Below are 14,540 nucleotides of genomic sequence, written 5' to 3'. Positions count from 1 at the left end.
CCTTTTACCGTAAATACACATGCATCCAGCAATTTCCCTTGGTATCGACCTCGGTACCTCCGAACTGAAAACCGTGCTGATGGACAGCGCAGGCAGCGTGCGCGGCCAGGCTTCCGTGCGCATCGCCACCAGCCGTCCGCAAGCAGGCTGGTCCGAGCAGTCGCCGCAGGACTGGTGGGACGCCTGCATCCAGGCGCTGGCCCAGCTGCGCGCCGGCTGGCCGCATGAGTATGCGCAGATCGCCTGCATCGGCCTGTCGGGCCAGATGCATGGCGCCGTGCTGCTCGACCTGGACGAGGCCGTGATCCGTCCCGCCATCCTGTGGAACGATGCGCGCGCCGAGGCCGAAGCGGCCGCCCTGGCGCGCGACTATCCGGCGTATGCTGACGTGACGGGCAGCCTGCCCATGGCGGGATTGACGGCGCCAAAACTGCTGTGGCTGCAAGCGCACGAGCCGGCCGCCTTTGCCGCCATCGCCTGCGTGCTGTCGCCGAAAGACTATCTGCGCCTGCGCTTGACGGGCAACAAAGTGACCGAGATGTCCGACGCGGCCGGCACCCTGTGGCTGGACGAGGCCAAGCGTTCCTGGTTCGCCCCCATGCTGGCCGCCTGCGGTATGACCTTGGCACAGATGCCGGCCCTGGCCGAAGGCGATGCGGCCACGGGCACCGTGCTGGCCGCCATCGCCGACCAGCTGGGCTTGCCCGCTGGCGTGGTGGTGGCGGGCGGCGGCGGCGACAATCCCGTCTCGGCCGTGGGCATCGGCGCCGTCAACGGCGGCGACAGTTTCATTTCGCTGGGCACCAGCGCCGCCATCGTCAGCGTGACGGAAGCGCCGCTGGGCAACCCGGCCGGCGGCGTGCACAGCTTTTGCCATGCCCTGCCCGGCCGCTGGTACGCGATGGGCGCGATCTTGTCGGGCGCCAGCTGCTTGCGCTGGGCGACTGGCGTGCTGGGCCAGCCCGACGAAGCAGCCCTGCTGGCGCTGGTGGAAGCGGGCTTGCCGTTTGACGTCCCCGTCGCGCCATCGGCGCCCCTGTTCCTGCCCTACCTGTCGGGCGAGCGCACGCCGCACAACGACCCGCAAGTGCGCGGCGCCTTTTTGCAACTGGGCCACGACAGCACGCCCGCGCAGCTGGGCTACGCCGTGCTCGAAGGCGTGGCCTTTGCCTTGCGCGACGCCATGGCGGCCGTCACGTCGACGGGCGCCGTCGTGCCCCACTGCATGCTGGTGGGGGGCGGCGCGCGCAGCCAGTACTGGGCGCAACTGCTGGCCAATGTGCTGGGCTGCGAAATGCGCACCTTGCACAACAGCGAACTGTCAGCCAGCCTGGGCGCGGCCAAGCTGGGCTTTGCCGCCATCGGCCAGCGCCAGCTGCTGTCCACCGGCTTGCCCATCAAAAACACTTTCCTGCCCGATGCCGCGCACAGCGCAGCCTTGAGCCTCCGCTACGGCCGATACCGTAGCCTGTTTCCTGCCGTGCAAGCCTTGCACCAACTTAGCGAAGGATAAGCAGCAATGAATCAACTGCAACAATTGAAGCAACACAGCACCGTCGTCGCCGACACGGGCGACTTTCTGCAACTGGCCCGTTTCGCGCCGCAAGACGCCACCACCAATCCGTCGCTGATTTTAAAGGCCGTGCTGCAGCCCGATTACGCGCCCTTGCTGGAAAGCACGGTCGCCGCCCATCCGGGCGCCTCGCTCGACGATATCGTCGACCAGGTGCTGGTGCGCTTCGGCCTGGAAATCCTGAAGGTCGTGCCGGGCCGCGTGTCGACGGAAGTCGATGCCCGCCTGAGCTTTGACCGCGCCGCCACCGTGGCCCGCGGACGCCGTCTGATCGCCCTGTACGAAGCGGCAGGTATCGACCGCGAGCGCGTGCTGATCAAGGTCGCCGCCACCTGGGAAGGCATCCAGGCCGCGCGCGAACTGGAAGCGGACGGCATCTTTTGCAACCTGACCCTGCTGTTCGCGTTTTGCCAGGCCGTCGCCTGCGCCGACGCGAAAGTGCGCCTGATTTCGCCGTTCGTGGGCCGCATCTACGACTGGCACAAGAAGTCGCAAGGTTCGGCATGGGACGAAGCGGCGCGCAGCCTGTCCAACGATCCGGGCGTGCAATCGGTCACGCGCATCTTCAATTACTACAAACAACATGGCATCGCCACGCAAGTGATGGGTGCCAGTTTCCGCAACGTGGGGCAGATCACGGCCCTGTCCGGTTGCGACTTGCTGACCATCAGCCCCGACCTGCTGGCCAAGCTCGAAGCCCTTGACGCGCCATTCGAGCGCGCGCTGGGCGGCGACCTGAGCGCGGCGCAGCCAGCCGTCACGTACGACGAAGCGGCTTTCCGCTACGCCTTGAACGACGATGCGATGGCCACCGAAAAGCTGGCCGAAGGCATCCGCGGCTTTGCCGTCGATGCGGGCAAGCTGGACGCCATGATCGAGAAATTGCGCAGTCACTAAGTTAAACCCGGTTTTCACCCGCAGCACCGTTTGTTTTTACAATAAAAACCCTTGGAGATCCTCATGAAAAAAGTCATTACCGCCACCCTGCTGCTGTCCGCCGCCTGCGGCGCCTTCGCCGCCGACAAACCGCTGAAATCGATCGGCGTCAGCGTGGGCGACCTGGCCAACCCGTTTTTTGTCGCCATCGGCCGCGGCGCGGAAGAAAGCGCGAAAAAGCTGGGCGGCCCTGGCGTGAAAGTCACGACTGTTTCCAGCAAGTATGACCTGAACACCCAGGTGGACCAGATCGAGAACTTCATCGCCAACAAAACCGACATCATCATCCTGAACGCCGTCGATTCCAAGGGCATCGCGCCCGCCATCAAGAAAGCGCGCAATGCAGGCGTGGTCGTGATCGCCGTCGACGTGGGCGCCGTGGGCGCGTCGGCCACCGTGATGTCCGACAACACCATGGCGGGCGACGTGTCGTGCGCCTACCTGGCCAAGCAGATCGGCGGCAAGGGCAATGTGGTGATCCTGAACGGTCCGCCCGTCACGTCCGTGATCGACCGCGTCAACGGCTGCAAGAAAACCCTGGCCGCGTTCAAGGATATCAAGATCCTGTCCGACAACCAGAACGCGGGCGGCAGCCGCGACGGCGGCATGACCGTGATGTCGAACCTGCTGACGGCCCATCCGAAGATCGACGGCGTGTTCGCCATCAACGATCCGACGGGCATCGGCGCCGAACTGGCGATCAAGCAATCGAAACGCACGGACGTGAAACTGATCACGGCCGTCGATGGCGCGCCCGATGGCCAGAACGCCCTGAAAAACAAGGCCGGCCTGTTTGCCGCCACCTCGGCGCAAAACCCGTACCGCATGGCCACGGACGCCGTGCAGATGGGCTACGACATCATGAACGGCCGCACGCCGAAGCAAACGATGGTGCTGTTGCCGACACCGGCCATCACCAAGGAAAACGTCGCCACCTACACGGGCTGGGTAAAGAACTGATCTGCCTGACCTGAACCACGTGGCGCCGCCTGCGATCAGGCGGCGCCAGTTTCACCAGCAAGGAAGGACAGTCATGAGCGACGATATTATTTTTGAAATGCGCGGCATCGAGAAGCGCTTTGGCGCCACGCGCGCGTTGCGCGGCGTGCACCTGACGGTGCGCAGCGGCGAAATCCATGCCGTGATGGGCGAGAATGGCGCCGGCAAGAGTACCCTGATGAAGATTCTGTCGGGCGTGTACACGCCGGACGCGGGCGAGATCATCCTCGACGGCAAGCCGATTCGGATCCGCAACCCGGGCGAGGCACGCGCGCTGGGCATCAACCTGATCTACCAGGAATTGAGCGTGGCCAAGAACATGACGGTGGCGCAGAACGTCTTCATGGGCAGCGAGCCGCAGGGACCGTTCTGGACCGTCAAGGGCGGCGAGATGCGCGCGCGCACGAACGCCATCCTGGCCGACCTCGGTTCCCGCTTCGACGCGGACACCATGGTGTCCACCCTGTCGATTGCCGAGCAGCAGCAGGTGGAAATCGCCCGCGCCCTCGTGCACGAAAGCCGCATCCTGATCATGGACGAGCCCACTGCCGCCCTGTCCGACCGGGAAACAGAACAATTGTTCCGCATCATCGAAGAGCAGCGCGACAAGGGCCTGGCCGTGCTCTACATCAGCCACCGCATGGCCGAGGTGGAGCGCCTGGCGCGCCGCATCACGGTGCTGCGCGACGGCGCCTATGTGGGCGAGCTGGGCAAGGATGAACTGGATCAAAAGAAAGTCGTGCAAATGATGGTGGGCCGCCCCGCCGACGACTTTTATTCGCACCAGCGGCGCACCACGCGGGGCGCCGAGCGCTTGCGCGTGGAAAGCGTGGGCGGCGGCAAGGTCAAGCCCGCCTCGTTCTCCCTGCATGCGGGCGAAGTGACGGGCCTGGCGGGCCTGGTGGGCGCGGGCCGCACGGAACTGGCGCGCCTGATCTTTGGCGCCGACAAGAAGCAATCGGGGCAAGTATGGCTCGATGGCCAGGAAGTGCATATCCAGCGGCCGCTGGCGGCGATACGCCACGGCATCGGCTACCTGCCCGAGGACCGCAAGAGCCTGGGCCTGTTCATGCAATTGTCGGCCATGGAAAACATGTCGATGAATATCCTTTCCAAGCATTCCACGGCGGGCGTGGTCAACCGCGGCGCCCTGACGCAGCTCACGCGCGAGGCCATTGCCAACCTGAACGTCAAGGTATCGGGGCCCGAAGGCATCGTGGGCGGATTGTCGGGCGGTAACCAGCAGAAAGTCTTACTGGCCCGCTGGCTGGCCATCGCGCCCAAGGTCCTCATCCTCGACGAACCGACGCGGGGCGTGGACGTGGGCGCAAAGAGCGAAATCTACAAGATCATCCACCAGCTGGCGGACGCGGGCACGGCCGTGCTGTGCATTTCCAGCGAACTGGCCGAGCTGGTCGGCATCTGCGACCGCGTGATGGTGATGTGCGAGGGACGCCTGACGGGCGAAGTGACGGGCGACGACATCACGCAGGAAAACATCCTCGCCTATGCCACCCAGCAGGAAGCGGCATAAAAACACCTGTCAAAACCTGCCGCGCCCCACAGCCGCTCGCTACGGTTTTGTCAGGCGTTTCAAGAATACGTCTTAAATAATCATTCAGGAGACTCATGATGACAACTAGCACCACCCGCGGCGCCGCGCGCGCCGGCGAACCCTTCAATGCCTCGAACATGATGCGCCGCCTGGGCATGCTGCCCGTGCTGGTGGTGCTGTACCTGGCCATGTACGGCCTGACCGTGTATTTCTCGGCCGATGGCACGTCCACCTTCATGACCAGCAACAACACCATGAACATCTTCCGCCAGGTGTCGATCAACATCGTGCTGGCGTCCGGCATGACCTTCGTCATCCTGACCAGCGGCATCGATTTGTCCGTCGGCTCCGTGCTGGCCGTCTCGGCCGTGGCGGGCATGCTGATGTCGCTGTCGGCCCAGTTTGCCGGCTTCTCGATCCCCGCCTTCCTCATCGTGGGCCTGCTGCTGGGCGCGCTCAATGGCGTGCTGGTGGCCCTCGTCGGCCTGAACCCGTTCGTCGTGACCCTGGGCACCATGACGGCCCTGCGCGGCGCCGCCTATCTGCTGGCCGACGGCACCAGCGTGCTGAACACGGAAATCCCCAGCTTCGAATGGATGGGCAACGGCAGCTTCCTGGCCGTGCCCTGGCTGATCTGGCTGGCCGCGGCCGTCGTCGTGCTGACGTGGTTCATCCTGCGCAAGACCACCTTGGGCCTGCATATCTACGCCGTCGGCGGCAACATCCAGGCAGCCCGCTTGACGGGCATCAAGGTCGGCCTCGTGCTGATGTTTGTCTACACCATCAGCGGCCTGTTCGCAGGCCTGGGTGGCGCCATGTCGGCCAGCCGCCTGTATGCGGCCAACGGCAACTGGGGCACGGGCTATGAGCTCGACGCGATTGCGGCCGTCGTGCTCGGCGGCACGAGCCTGATGGGCGGCGTGGGTTCCGTCTGGGGCACCGTCATCGGCGCCTTGATCATCGGCGTGATGAACAATGGCTTGACGATCCTGGGCTTGTCGTCGTTCTGGCAGTATGTGGCCAAGGGTGTCGTGATCGTGCTGGCCGTCATTCTGGATAAATGGCGCCAGTCGCACGCACAGAATTAAAATCCGGGGTCAGACCCTCAACACCGCTAACGCAAAGCTCTGCGCCAACGTTATCGGGGGTCTGACCCCAGCAGTTAAAACCGCAAGCGCATCTCCACATGCGCAATCCCCGCCTCTTCGAATTGCTCCCCCTGCTGCACGAAACCGTGGCGCGCATAGAATGGCGCGGCCACGGTTTGCGCGTTCAGGACCACGGCGGCATCGCCCCGTTCGCGCGCTTTTTCCATCAGCAGTTGCAGGATGGCGCCGCCCACGCCCGTGCCGCGGCCCGGCTGGCGCACGGCCATGCGGCCGATGTGGCCGTCCGGCAGTAAACGGCCCGTGCCGATGGCGTTGCCGGCATCGTCATAGGCGACGGCGTGCAGGCAGACGGCGTCCATGTCGTCGAGTTCGATCTCGGCCGGCACTTTCTGTTCATCGACGAAGACTTCAAAACGGATGGCGGTGGCGTCAGGGCCCAGGGTGGCCCAGTCGCCGAGGCGGATGGTGTGCTTGGTCATGGTAGGCAGTAGTAAAAGACAGGCCGTTATTGTCGCACGGCCTGCCCAGCTTTAGCAGGACACTCTGCCCAGCCGCTTCAAGCCAGCTTCACCAGCTGCTTGCCGAAGTTACGGCCTTTCAACAGGCCGATGAAAGCCTCGGGCGCGCTGGCCAGGCCGTCGGCCACGGATTCGCGGAATTTCAGCTTGCCCGTCGCCACCAGGCTGCCCAGCTCCGCCAATCCCTGCGGCCAGAATTCGGGCTGCTCGGAAACGATGAAACCGCGCACGGTGAGGCGGTTGGTAAGGATCAGGCGCGCATTGTCGAGCGGCGTCGGCTCGCCGTTGTAGCCGGCAATCCAGCCGCACACGGCCACGCGGCCAAACGCATTGGTGCGCGCCAGCGCCGCATCGAAGATGGCGCCGCCCACGTTTTCAAAGATGGCGTCGATGCCGTCCGGCGTGGCTGCCGCCAGGTCGGCCACCAGATTGCCCGCCTTGTAGTCGATGCAGGCATCGAAACCCAGCTCATCGACCACGTACGCGCATTTTTCCGCGCCGCCCGCGATGCCGACCACCCGGCAGCCTTTCAATTTCGCCAGCTGGCCCACCACGCTGCCCACGGCGCCGCTGGCGGCCGACACGACCACCGTTTCGCCCGCTTTCGGCGCCATGATCTGGTTCAAGCCATACCACGCCGTCATGCCGGGCATGCCCACGGAACCCAGGTAGGCGGAGGCAGGGATGTGCGTCGTGTCGACCTTGCGCAGCATGGTGCCGTCCGATACGGCCACTTCCGTCCAGCCCAGGGTGCCCACCACCATGTCGCCCACGGCAAACTTCGGATGCTTCGATTCGAGCACCACGCCCACCGTGCCGCCGATCATGGTTTCATCGAGCGCCTGCGGCGCCGCATAGCTCTTGTTGGCGCTCATGCGCCCCCGCATATACGGATCGAGCGACAGATACTGGTTACGCACCAGCAACTGTCCCTCCGCGATGGCGGGAATGTCTTTGGTTTCCAGACGAAAATGTGCCGGCTGCACTTCCTCATTGGAGGCGGGGCGCGAGGCGAGGACGATGCGTTGGTAGGTGGTCATGAATGCTCCTTATCAATAGATAGGATCAGCGGAAGGCTGGGGTCAGACCCGCCGGGTCTGACCCCGGGTGTCTGATGCGTAACGACTAAATCTCATAATCCATACATTGTCTGGCTTCCCGCACGGCCCCAAAGAACGGCTTGATCTTCACGTGCTCGGGATGGTTCTGGTAGGCATCGAGCGCTTCGCGGCTGGCAAACTCGCTGTACAGCACGATGTCGTAGGTGGCTTCCAGGCCGGGCTGGGCCACGGCCGCCTCGAATTTCAGGATGCCGGGCACCAGGTCGGAACAGGAATCGAGCAGGGCTTTCAGTTTCAAGGCATTCGTGGCGCGGTCGGCGCCTTCGGCGTGGTCTAACAGTTTCCAGAAAACGATGTGCTTGATCATGGTGGCAGGCTGGTTGTTTATCAATGAAGCATTACTGTAACCGCTATCGGCGCGCCTTGCAGGAAGCGGGCCGGAAAGTAAAACGGGCGGCCCTGGAAGCCGCCCGCAGACTGGGTTCACGCAAACATCACAGCACTTCGAACAGGCCGGCCGCGCCCTGCCCGCCGCCGATGCACATGGTCACCACCACGTATTTGACGCCGCGGCGCTTGCCTTCGATCAAGGCGTGGCCCGTCAGGCGCGCGCCCGACACGCCGTACGGGTGGCCGACGGCAATCGCGCCGCCGTTCACATTCAGGCGGTCCATGGGGATGCCCAGGGTGTCGGCGCAATACAGCACTTGCACGGCAAACGCTTCGTTAAGTTCCCACAGGCCAATGTCGGCCACCGTCAGCCCCGCTTTTTTCAGCAGTTTCGGGATGGCAAACACGGGGCCGATACCCATTTCATCGGGTTCGCAGCCGGCCACGGCAAAGCCGCGGAAGATGCCCAGCGGCTGCAGACCTTTCGCTTCGGCCACTTTCGCATTCATCACGATGGCCATCGAGGCGCCATCGGAAAACTGGCTGGCGTTGCCGGCGCTGATGACGCCGCCCGGGATGGCCGGGCGGATCTTGGCCACGCCGTCGTACGTCGTGTCGGCACGGATGCCTTCATCGCTTGAGATCGTCACTTCGCGCGAGACCAGCATGCCGCTGGCCTTGTCGGCCACGCCCATGATGGTGGTCATCGGCACGATTTCCGCGTCGAACAGGCCGGCCGCCTGGGCCGCGGCGGCACGCTGCTGGCTTTGCGCGCCATACACGTCCTGGCGCTCGCGCGAAATCTGGTAGCGCTTGGCCACCGTTTCGGCCGTCTGCAGCATGGGCCAATAGACTTCCGGCTTGTGCTGCTGCAGCCAGACCTCGCGGTACATATGCGTGTTCATCTCATTTTGCACGCAGGAAATCGATTCCACGCCGCCCGCCGCATAGATATCGCCTTCGCCGGCGATGATGCGCTGCGCCGCCAGGGCGATGGCCTGCAAGCCCGACGAGCAGAAACGGTTGACGGTCATGCCGGCCGTGGTGACGGGGCAGCCGCCCCGCAGCGCCACCTGGCGCGCGATATTGCCGCCCGTGGCGCCTTCGGGAAAGGCGCAACCGACCAGCACGTCTTCCACTTCGTCCGCCTCGATGCGCGCGCGCTCGACGGCGGCCGCCAGCACATGGCCGCCCAGGGTGGCGCCATGCGTCATGTTGAACGCGCCCTTCCAGGACTTGGCCAGGCCCGTGCGGGCGCTCGATACGATGACGGCTTCATTCATGCTGTGTCTCCTTGTGGGAATGTTATATGGTCAGTAGTGGTCAGTGGTCGGTCTGCGGAATCAGAATAGCACATTTAAGTACGGTCGTTCGCAAAGTTGCTCCGTCTTTTTACCTGGCGCAAATGGCGCGCACTGTAAGCTTGGTGTAAGTTTCAAGCAAGCATGACGTAAGGTTCGGAGAACACACTCGCCTCCAAGCTGTTGCAAGAATGGTCAAAAAAGACCTCGGCACCAGTTCACTATAAAACATAGGGAGACAAACCATGGCATCATCATCCGGCCCGGCCGACGTACGGAAAGTATCCACCAAGGGAACGCCGATCACGCCCGAGGAACGCAAGGTCATCTTTGCGTCATCGTTGGGCACCGTCTTTGAATGGTACGATTTTTACCTGTACGGCTCGCTTGCTTCCATCATCGCCAAGCAATTCTTCATCGGCGACCCCACCACCACCTTCATCTTCGCGCTGCTGGCCTTTGCCGCCGGCTTCATCGTGCGTCCGTTCGGCGCGCTGGTCTTCGGCCGCCTGGGCGACATGATCGGCCGCAAGTACACCTTCCTGATCACCATCCTGATCATGGGCGGCTCCACCTTCATCGTCGGTTTGCTGCCGGGCCATGCGTCCATCGGCATCGCCGCACCGATCATCCTCGTCATCCTGCGCATCCTGCAAGGCCTGGCGCTGGGCGGCGAATACGGCGGCGCAGCCACGTACGTGGCCGAGCATGCGCCTGAAGGCAAGCGCGGCGCATTCACGGCGTGGATACAGACGACGGCAACCCTGGGCTTCTTCCTGTCGCTGATGGTCATCCTGGGCACCCGCCTGGCGACCGGCGAGAAGGATTTCGAAGCGTGGGGCTGGCGCATTCCCTTCCTCGTCTCCGTCATCCTGCTGGGTATTTCCGTGTGGATCCGCCTGGCCATGAATGAATCGCCGGCATTTGCAAAAATGAAGGCCGAGGGCAAGACCTCGAAAGCGCCGCTGACGGAAGCGTTCGGCAAGTGGAAAAACCTGAAGATCGTCATCCTGGCCCTGATCGGCCTGACCGCCGGCCAGGCCGTCGTCTGGTACACGGGCCAGTTCTACGCCCTGTTCTTCATGATCCAGACCCTGAAAGTGGACCTGGCAACGGCCAACGTGCTCGTCGCCATCGCCCTGCTGCTGGCCACGCCGTTCTTCCTGTTCTTCGGCAGCCTGTCCGACCGCATCGGCCGCAAGTACATCATCCTCGGCGGCTGCCTGATCGCCGCGGCTACCTACTTCCCCATCTTCAACGGCCTGACCCACTTCGCCAATCCGCAGCTGGAAGCGGCACTGAAGAACTCGCCAGTGGTGGTGGTGGCCGATCCTGCATCCTGCCACTTCCAGTTCAACATGACCGGCACCAAGAAGTTCCCGTCGTCGTGCGACATCGCCACGGGCTTCCTGTCGAACAGCTCGGTGAACTACACGAAGGAAGACGCGCCGGCCGGCAGCATCGCCAAGGTACGCATCGGCACGAAGGAGTTTTCCTCGTTTAACGCCGTCATGACGGCCGATGGCCTGAACTTCGATGCGGACAGCAAGGCCCACGAAGCCGCTCTGAAGAAAGAACTGGGCGCCGGCATCAAGGAAGCGGGCTACCCTGCGAAAGCCGATCCGGATCAGATCAACAAGCCGATGGTCGTCCTGCTGCTGTTCATCCTGGTGCTGTACGTGACCATGGTGTATGGCCCGATCGCCGCCATGCTGGTGGAAATGTTCCCGACCCGTATCCGTTACACATCGATGTCCCTGCCTTACCATATCGGCAACGGCTGGTTCGGCGGCTTGCTGCCCACCACGGCTTTCGCGCTGGTGGCCTTCAAGGGCGACATCTACTACGGCCTGTGGTATCCGATCGTCGTGGCCCTGGCGACCGTCGTGATCGGTACCCTGTTCGTCAAGGAAACCAAGGATAACAATATCTACGCCGACGATTGATCTGGCGCATGCCCCGGCAGCCATGCCGGGGCCTTCAACGCAAAACGCCGCTGACTGGTCAGCGGCGTTTTTTTTATAAGCGTATACAGTGGCGAGCCGAGCTTATTTGTCGCTCTTGCTCTTTTTCAACTGGTCGCGCTGCTGCACGTATTCCTGGTAGCTGGTCTGGTTGCGCTTGCGGCAGGCGTTGCGGTCATCGAAATTATTGAGGCTGTTGCAATACTCGCCGATCTTGTCCCGGTTCGCGTCATACAAAACTTCACAGCCGGTAATGGCCAGCAAAAAGGGAACGATCAGATATTTCATTGCTACTCTCATGGATAGGGACGGAATTGCGCGAAAAAACACCAGATTGCCCGCTCGATAAGCAGGCGGCTTTATCTTAACGCGATCTTGCCGGAAAGTACAAGCGCTCGGTATTACTTAATGGAAAGGATGACCGTGCACGGCCCGCTGGCGCATGCTATGGTGCACGTTTCTCCCACCGGATTCATGCCAGGCATGCCCGCGACCGCTCCCGCCACCCTGCCCGCCGCACCGCACGGCCCTTTGCAGCCCATCTTTGGCGCCTTGCTGCAGGACGTGTGCGCCAGCCTGTCCACGCATGCCGGCAACGTGCTGGACGGCATTTACCTGTACGGCAGCATCGCCCGCGGCGACGCCACGCCGGGCGTGTCCGACCTGGACCTGACCCTGGTGCTGCACCAGCCAGCCGTGCCGCAGCAACGGGCAGCACTGGAGGTCTTGCGCCTGGCCCTGCAGGCACGCCACCGGGAAGTACTGAAAATCGATTTCGATATCGGCCACCGCGCCCACGTGCTGGCGCCGGAAAACCTGTACAGCTGGGGCTACTGGATCAAACATCAGTGCCGCTGCGTGTGGGGCGAGGACCTGGCCCCGCACTTTGCGCCCTTCGCGCCCTCGCGCGCCATCGCCCTGGCCGTGAATGGCGACTTCGTTCCCGTGCTGGAAGACTATGCGCGGCGCCTCGATGAGGAGCGCGCGCCTGACGCCATCGTCCGCCTGCAAAGGGAAGCGGCGCGCAAGCTGATCCGTTCCACCAATATCCTGCGCCACGATGGCGAGCCGTGCTGGCCCGCCAGCCTGGACGAGCATGTGACGCTGTTGCTGCGCCGCCATCCCGCCATGCAGGCGCAGGCCGCCTATTTTCTTGCCCAGGCCAGGCCCGGCGCCACGCCGGCCAGCGGCTTTGCGCCGGCGCTGCGCCGGTTCACGCAGTGGCTGGCGCAGCAGCAGGCGAGCTAAACGTCCAGTTCCTCGTTCAACAGTGGATTGTCCGCCGCAAACGCCGCCAGATGCTCGAGCAGCACGCGCACGCGGGCCGGCAGGTAGCGCCGCTGCGTCCACACGGCATACACGTGGCGCGGCTGCGGCATCCAGTCGGGCAAGACGCGCACCAGCGAACCGCGGGCCACCTCCTCGCGGCACTGCAATAGCGGGCACAGCAGGATGCCGATGCCCGCATCGGCCATCTCCACGGCCAGGCGCATTTCATTGACGCGCAGGCGCGCCTGCGGCTCGATCGCCATGTCGGCGCCGTCGCCGGGCCGCCGCAAACGCCAGCTGCGCAGCGGCTCGGCCACGATCAGTTCATGCTGCGCCAGGTCCTGCAAGTCGCGCGGCACGCCGGCGCGCGCCAGGTAGGCGGGTGCCGCCACCATCACCAGCGACGCGCTGCCCAGGCGGCGCTGCATCAGCGAGGAATCGTCGAGCGCCCCCACGCGGATGGCCAGGTCGGCGCCGCTGCCCACCAGGTCTTGCAGCTGGTTCGACAGTTCCAGCTCCAGGCGGATATCGGGATAGCGCTGCATGAAGCTGATCCAGGCGGGCGTCAGCAAGCCGCTGGCGAAGTTGACGGGCGCCAGCACGCGGATGCTGCCCGAGACGGCCGACAGGCTGGCGTCGAGCTGCTGCGTCGCCTGGCGCAGCGCATGCACGAGGGGGCGGCACTGCTCGTAGTATTGCCAGCCTTCTGCCGTCGGCTGCAAGCGGCGCGCGCTGCGGTTGAGCAAGCGGTAGCCCAGCTGGCTTTCCAGCTTTTGCAGCCGGCGCGTGACGGTGGCGGCCGGCAATTCCTCCTTGACGGCTGCCGCATGCAGGCTGCCCGCCTCCACGATGGCAACAAACAGGGCCAGGTCATCGAGCATGAGTCGTCGCGTATGATTGCATATATGGAATTTGAAATTAAAAATATGGCGCTAGTATAGATTGCTGCAAGTCGTTACGCTGCCATCTTCTCAACTTTCCTGAAAGTGCACCATGTCCGAAGCCCTGCGCCTGCGCTGCGTATTTGCCTTCCTGATGTCGCTGGTCATGACCCTGCTGATGAGCGCCTGGGTCACGTGGCTCAATATCGGCCTGCAGGCGGACTTCCTGCCCCGCTGGCGCCATGCGTTCTTCGCCGCCTGGCCCGTGGCCTTTTGCGCCGTGATGCTGTTCGCGCCCCGCGTGCAGCAGATCAGCCGTACCATCGTTGCCAGGACGACGCGCCCGGCGCCTGCCTGTCCCGTCTGCTCGCCCGGCGCACCGGCCGGTACGGGGGCGGCCGCCTGTTCGTGCCCCCGCTGAGCAGCGCCCGCCCCTCTCCAGCGCCCCCGCGCCGGCCGTCCTTAACCGGCAGTTGGCCATCGGCAGTGTCACTCGGTCACTCGCGCCCACAGCCGCCCTGATCCGGGCTATGCTATGGCCGTCCTTGTTTTTACAGCGGAGTGCCGATGCTCGATCACGTTTCTCTCACCGTTACCGACCTGGAACGCGCCGAGCGTTTCTACGACGCCATCTTTGCCGCGCTGGCAGTGCCCAAGGTGGGCAGCGACCATGCCAACGCCTGGATAGGCTACGGCGAGCGCAGCGACGCCGACCACCCCGAACGCAGCTACTTTTCCGTACGCCTGGGCCCCGCGCCCGGCGATGCGCCGCGCCGCCATTGCTGCTTCAAGGCCCCCTCGCGCGCGGCCGTGGAAGCGTTCTGGCACGCGGGGCTGGCGCACGGCGGCATCGACCTGGGCGCGCCCGGCCTGCGCCACTATCACGCCAGCTACTACGCGGCTTTTCTGTTCGATCCGGACGGCAACCGCATCGAAGCCGTCTGCCATCGCGCCTAGGCCAGCGGGCAAGACGGGAAATCCGTC

General features: G+C 64.1%; 15 protein-coding genes. 9 read left to right on the top strand and 6 right to left on the bottom strand.

Translation table 11 applies throughout. The annotated features are described in order from the left end of the window. The first annotated feature begins 31 nt into the window (after positions 1-31). The 5 genes from xylB (at position 32) to GCN75_RS00555 (ending at position 6,151) form a co-directional block, all read left to right on the top strand. Positions 32-1,513 carry a xylulokinase gene (gene xylB, locus GCN75_RS00575; protein WP_319633272.1) on the top strand — a complete coding sequence of 494 codons (1,482 nt, stop codon included), beginning with the start codon at positions 32-34 and terminating at the stop codon, positions 1,511-1,513. Between the two features lie 6 nt (positions 1,514-1,519). Beyond that, a complete protein-coding gene (gene tal, locus GCN75_RS00570) occupies positions 1,520-2,470 on the top strand; it encodes a transaldolase (RefSeq protein WP_152280872.1) in 951 nt (316 codons plus the stop codon). Between the two features lie 63 nt (positions 2,471-2,533). Then, positions 2,534-3,469: an ABC transporter substrate-binding protein gene (locus GCN75_RS00565; RefSeq protein ID WP_121669532.1), complete on the top strand. Its 936-nt coding sequence runs from the start codon at positions 2,534-2,536 to the stop codon at positions 3,467-3,469. A 73-nt stretch (positions 3,470-3,542) separates the two neighbouring features. Beyond that, positions 3,543-5,042 carry a sugar ABC transporter ATP-binding protein gene (locus GCN75_RS00560; protein WP_152280871.1) on the top strand — a complete coding sequence of 500 codons (1,500 nt, stop codon included), beginning with the start codon at positions 3,543-3,545 and terminating at the stop codon, positions 5,040-5,042. A 98-nt stretch (positions 5,043-5,140) separates the two neighbouring features. Further along, complete coding sequence (locus tag GCN75_RS00555) at positions 5,141-6,151, top strand: ABC transporter permease subunit (protein ID WP_152281055.1); 1,011 nt, start codon at positions 5,141-5,143, stop codon at positions 6,149-6,151. 74 nt (positions 6,152-6,225) lie between these two features. Here GCN75_RS00555 and GCN75_RS00550 read toward each other — a convergent pair whose 3' ends face one another. The 4 genes from GCN75_RS00550 to GCN75_RS00535 form a co-directional block, all read right to left on the bottom strand. Next, positions 6,226-6,651, bottom strand: a complete 426-nt coding sequence (locus GCN75_RS00550; RefSeq protein ID WP_152280870.1) for a GNAT family N-acetyltransferase — start codon at positions 6,649-6,651, stop codon at positions 6,226-6,228. Between the two features lie 77 nt (positions 6,652-6,728). Continuing rightward, entirely contained in the window at positions 6,729-7,730 is a 1,002-nt protein-coding gene (locus GCN75_RS00545; RefSeq protein WP_152280869.1) for an NADP-dependent oxidoreductase, read from the bottom strand. Positions 7,731-7,815: 85 nt separating this feature from the next. Further along, complete coding sequence (locus tag GCN75_RS00540; RefSeq protein WP_099377195.1) at positions 7,816-8,118, bottom strand: Dabb family protein; 303 nt, start codon at positions 8,116-8,118, stop codon at positions 7,816-7,818. Positions 8,119-8,245: 127 nt separating this feature from the next. After that, positions 8,246-9,424 carry an acetyl-CoA C-acyltransferase gene (locus GCN75_RS00535; protein WP_152280868.1) on the bottom strand — a complete coding sequence of 393 codons (1,179 nt, stop codon included), beginning with the start codon at positions 9,422-9,424 and terminating at the stop codon, positions 8,246-8,248. Between the two features lie 263 nt (positions 9,425-9,687). On the opposite strand from GCN75_RS00535, the gene GCN75_RS00530 reads away from it, so the two are divergent. Then, positions 9,688-11,388 carry an MFS transporter gene (locus GCN75_RS00530; RefSeq protein ID WP_152255623.1) on the top strand — a complete coding sequence of 567 codons (1,701 nt, stop codon included), beginning with the start codon at positions 9,688-9,690 and terminating at the stop codon, positions 11,386-11,388. Positions 11,389-11,490: 102 nt separating this feature from the next. Here the strand turns inward: GCN75_RS00530 and GCN75_RS00525 are convergent, their stop codons facing one another. Then, positions 11,491-11,694, bottom strand: coding sequence for a hypothetical protein (locus GCN75_RS00525; protein WP_152280867.1), 204 nt, complete (start codon positions 11,692-11,694; stop codon positions 11,491-11,493). Positions 11,695-11,889: 195 nt separating this feature from the next. On the opposite strand from GCN75_RS00525, the gene GCN75_RS00520 reads away from it, so the two are divergent. Continuing rightward, entirely contained in the window at positions 11,890-12,654 is a 765-nt protein-coding gene (locus GCN75_RS00520) for a nucleotidyltransferase domain-containing protein (RefSeq protein WP_226940959.1), read from the top strand. Here GCN75_RS00520 and GCN75_RS00515 read toward each other — a convergent pair. Beyond that, a complete protein-coding gene (locus GCN75_RS00515; protein ID WP_152280865.1) occupies positions 12,651-13,556 on the bottom strand; it encodes a LysR family transcriptional regulator in 906 nt (301 codons plus the stop codon). The genes GCN75_RS00520 and GCN75_RS00515 overlap by 4 nt on opposite strands. 112 nt (positions 13,557-13,668) lie before the next feature. On the opposite strand from GCN75_RS00515, the gene GCN75_RS00510 reads away from it, so the two are divergent. Beyond that, the gene (locus tag GCN75_RS00510) at positions 13,669-13,977 is read left to right on the top strand and encodes a DUF2798 domain-containing protein (protein ID WP_152280864.1); all 309 of its coding nucleotides are present in this window, start codon (positions 13,669-13,671) and stop codon (positions 13,975-13,977) included. A 146-nt stretch (positions 13,978-14,123) separates the two neighbouring features. Then, positions 14,124-14,513, top strand: a complete 390-nt coding sequence (locus tag GCN75_RS00505) for a VOC family protein (protein WP_152280863.1) — start codon at positions 14,124-14,126, stop codon at positions 14,511-14,513. Positions 14,514-14,540 lie beyond the last annotated feature (27 nt).

It is taken from the genome of Janthinobacterium violaceinigrum (assembly GCF_009208555.1).
Lineage (GTDB): Bacteria > Pseudomonadota > Gammaproteobacteria > Burkholderiales > Burkholderiaceae_D > Janthinobacterium > Janthinobacterium violaceinigrum.
This window is presented reverse-complemented; position numbering and strand designations above follow the sequence as displayed.

Bases quoted from the DNA above. Each gene is read 5' to 3' on its own strand.
- GCN75_RS00515 (WP_152280865.1), bottom strand. From the start codon at position 13,556: ATGCTCGATGACCTGGCCCTGTTTGTTGCCATCGTGGAGGCGGGCAGC.
- GCN75_RS00520 (WP_226940959.1), top strand. From the start codon at position 11,890: ATGCCCGCGACCGCTCCCGCCACCCTGCCCGCCGCACCGCACGGCCCT.
- GCN75_RS00535 (WP_152280868.1), bottom strand. From the start codon at position 9,424: ATGAATGAAGCCGTCATCGTATCGAGCGCCCGCACGGGCCTGGCCAAG.
- GCN75_RS00525 (WP_152280867.1), bottom strand. From the start codon at position 11,694: ATGAAATATCTGATCGTTCCCTTTTTGCTGGCCATTACCGGCTGTGAA.
- GCN75_RS00545 (WP_152280869.1), bottom strand. From the start codon at position 7,730: ATGACCACCTACCAACGCATCGTCCTCGCCTCGCGCCCCGCCTCCAAT.
- GCN75_RS00555 (WP_152281055.1), top strand. From the start codon at position 5,141: ATGACAACTAGCACCACCCGCGGCGCCGCGCGCGCCGGCGAACCCTTC.
- GCN75_RS00540 (WP_099377195.1), bottom strand. From the start codon at position 8,118: ATGATCAAGCACATCGTTTTCTGGAAACTGTTAGACCACGCCGAAGGC.
- GCN75_RS00505 (WP_152280863.1), top strand. From the start codon at position 14,124: ATGCTCGATCACGTTTCTCTCACCGTTACCGACCTGGAACGCGCCGAG.
- tal (WP_152280872.1), top strand. From the start codon at position 1,520: ATGAATCAACTGCAACAATTGAAGCAACACAGCACCGTCGTCGCCGAC.
- GCN75_RS00560 (WP_152280871.1), top strand. From the start codon at position 3,543: ATGAGCGACGATATTATTTTTGAAATGCGCGGCATCGAGAAGCGCTTT.
- GCN75_RS00550 (WP_152280870.1), bottom strand. From the start codon at position 6,651: ATGACCAAGCACACCATCCGCCTCGGCGACTGGGCCACCCTGGGCCCT.
- GCN75_RS00510 (WP_152280864.1), top strand. From the start codon at position 13,669: ATGTCCGAAGCCCTGCGCCTGCGCTGCGTATTTGCCTTCCTGATGTCG.
- GCN75_RS00565 (WP_121669532.1), top strand. From the start codon at position 2,534: ATGAAAAAAGTCATTACCGCCACCCTGCTGCTGTCCGCCGCCTGCGGC.
- GCN75_RS00530 (WP_152255623.1), top strand. From the start codon at position 9,688: ATGGCATCATCATCCGGCCCGGCCGACGTACGGAAAGTATCCACCAAG.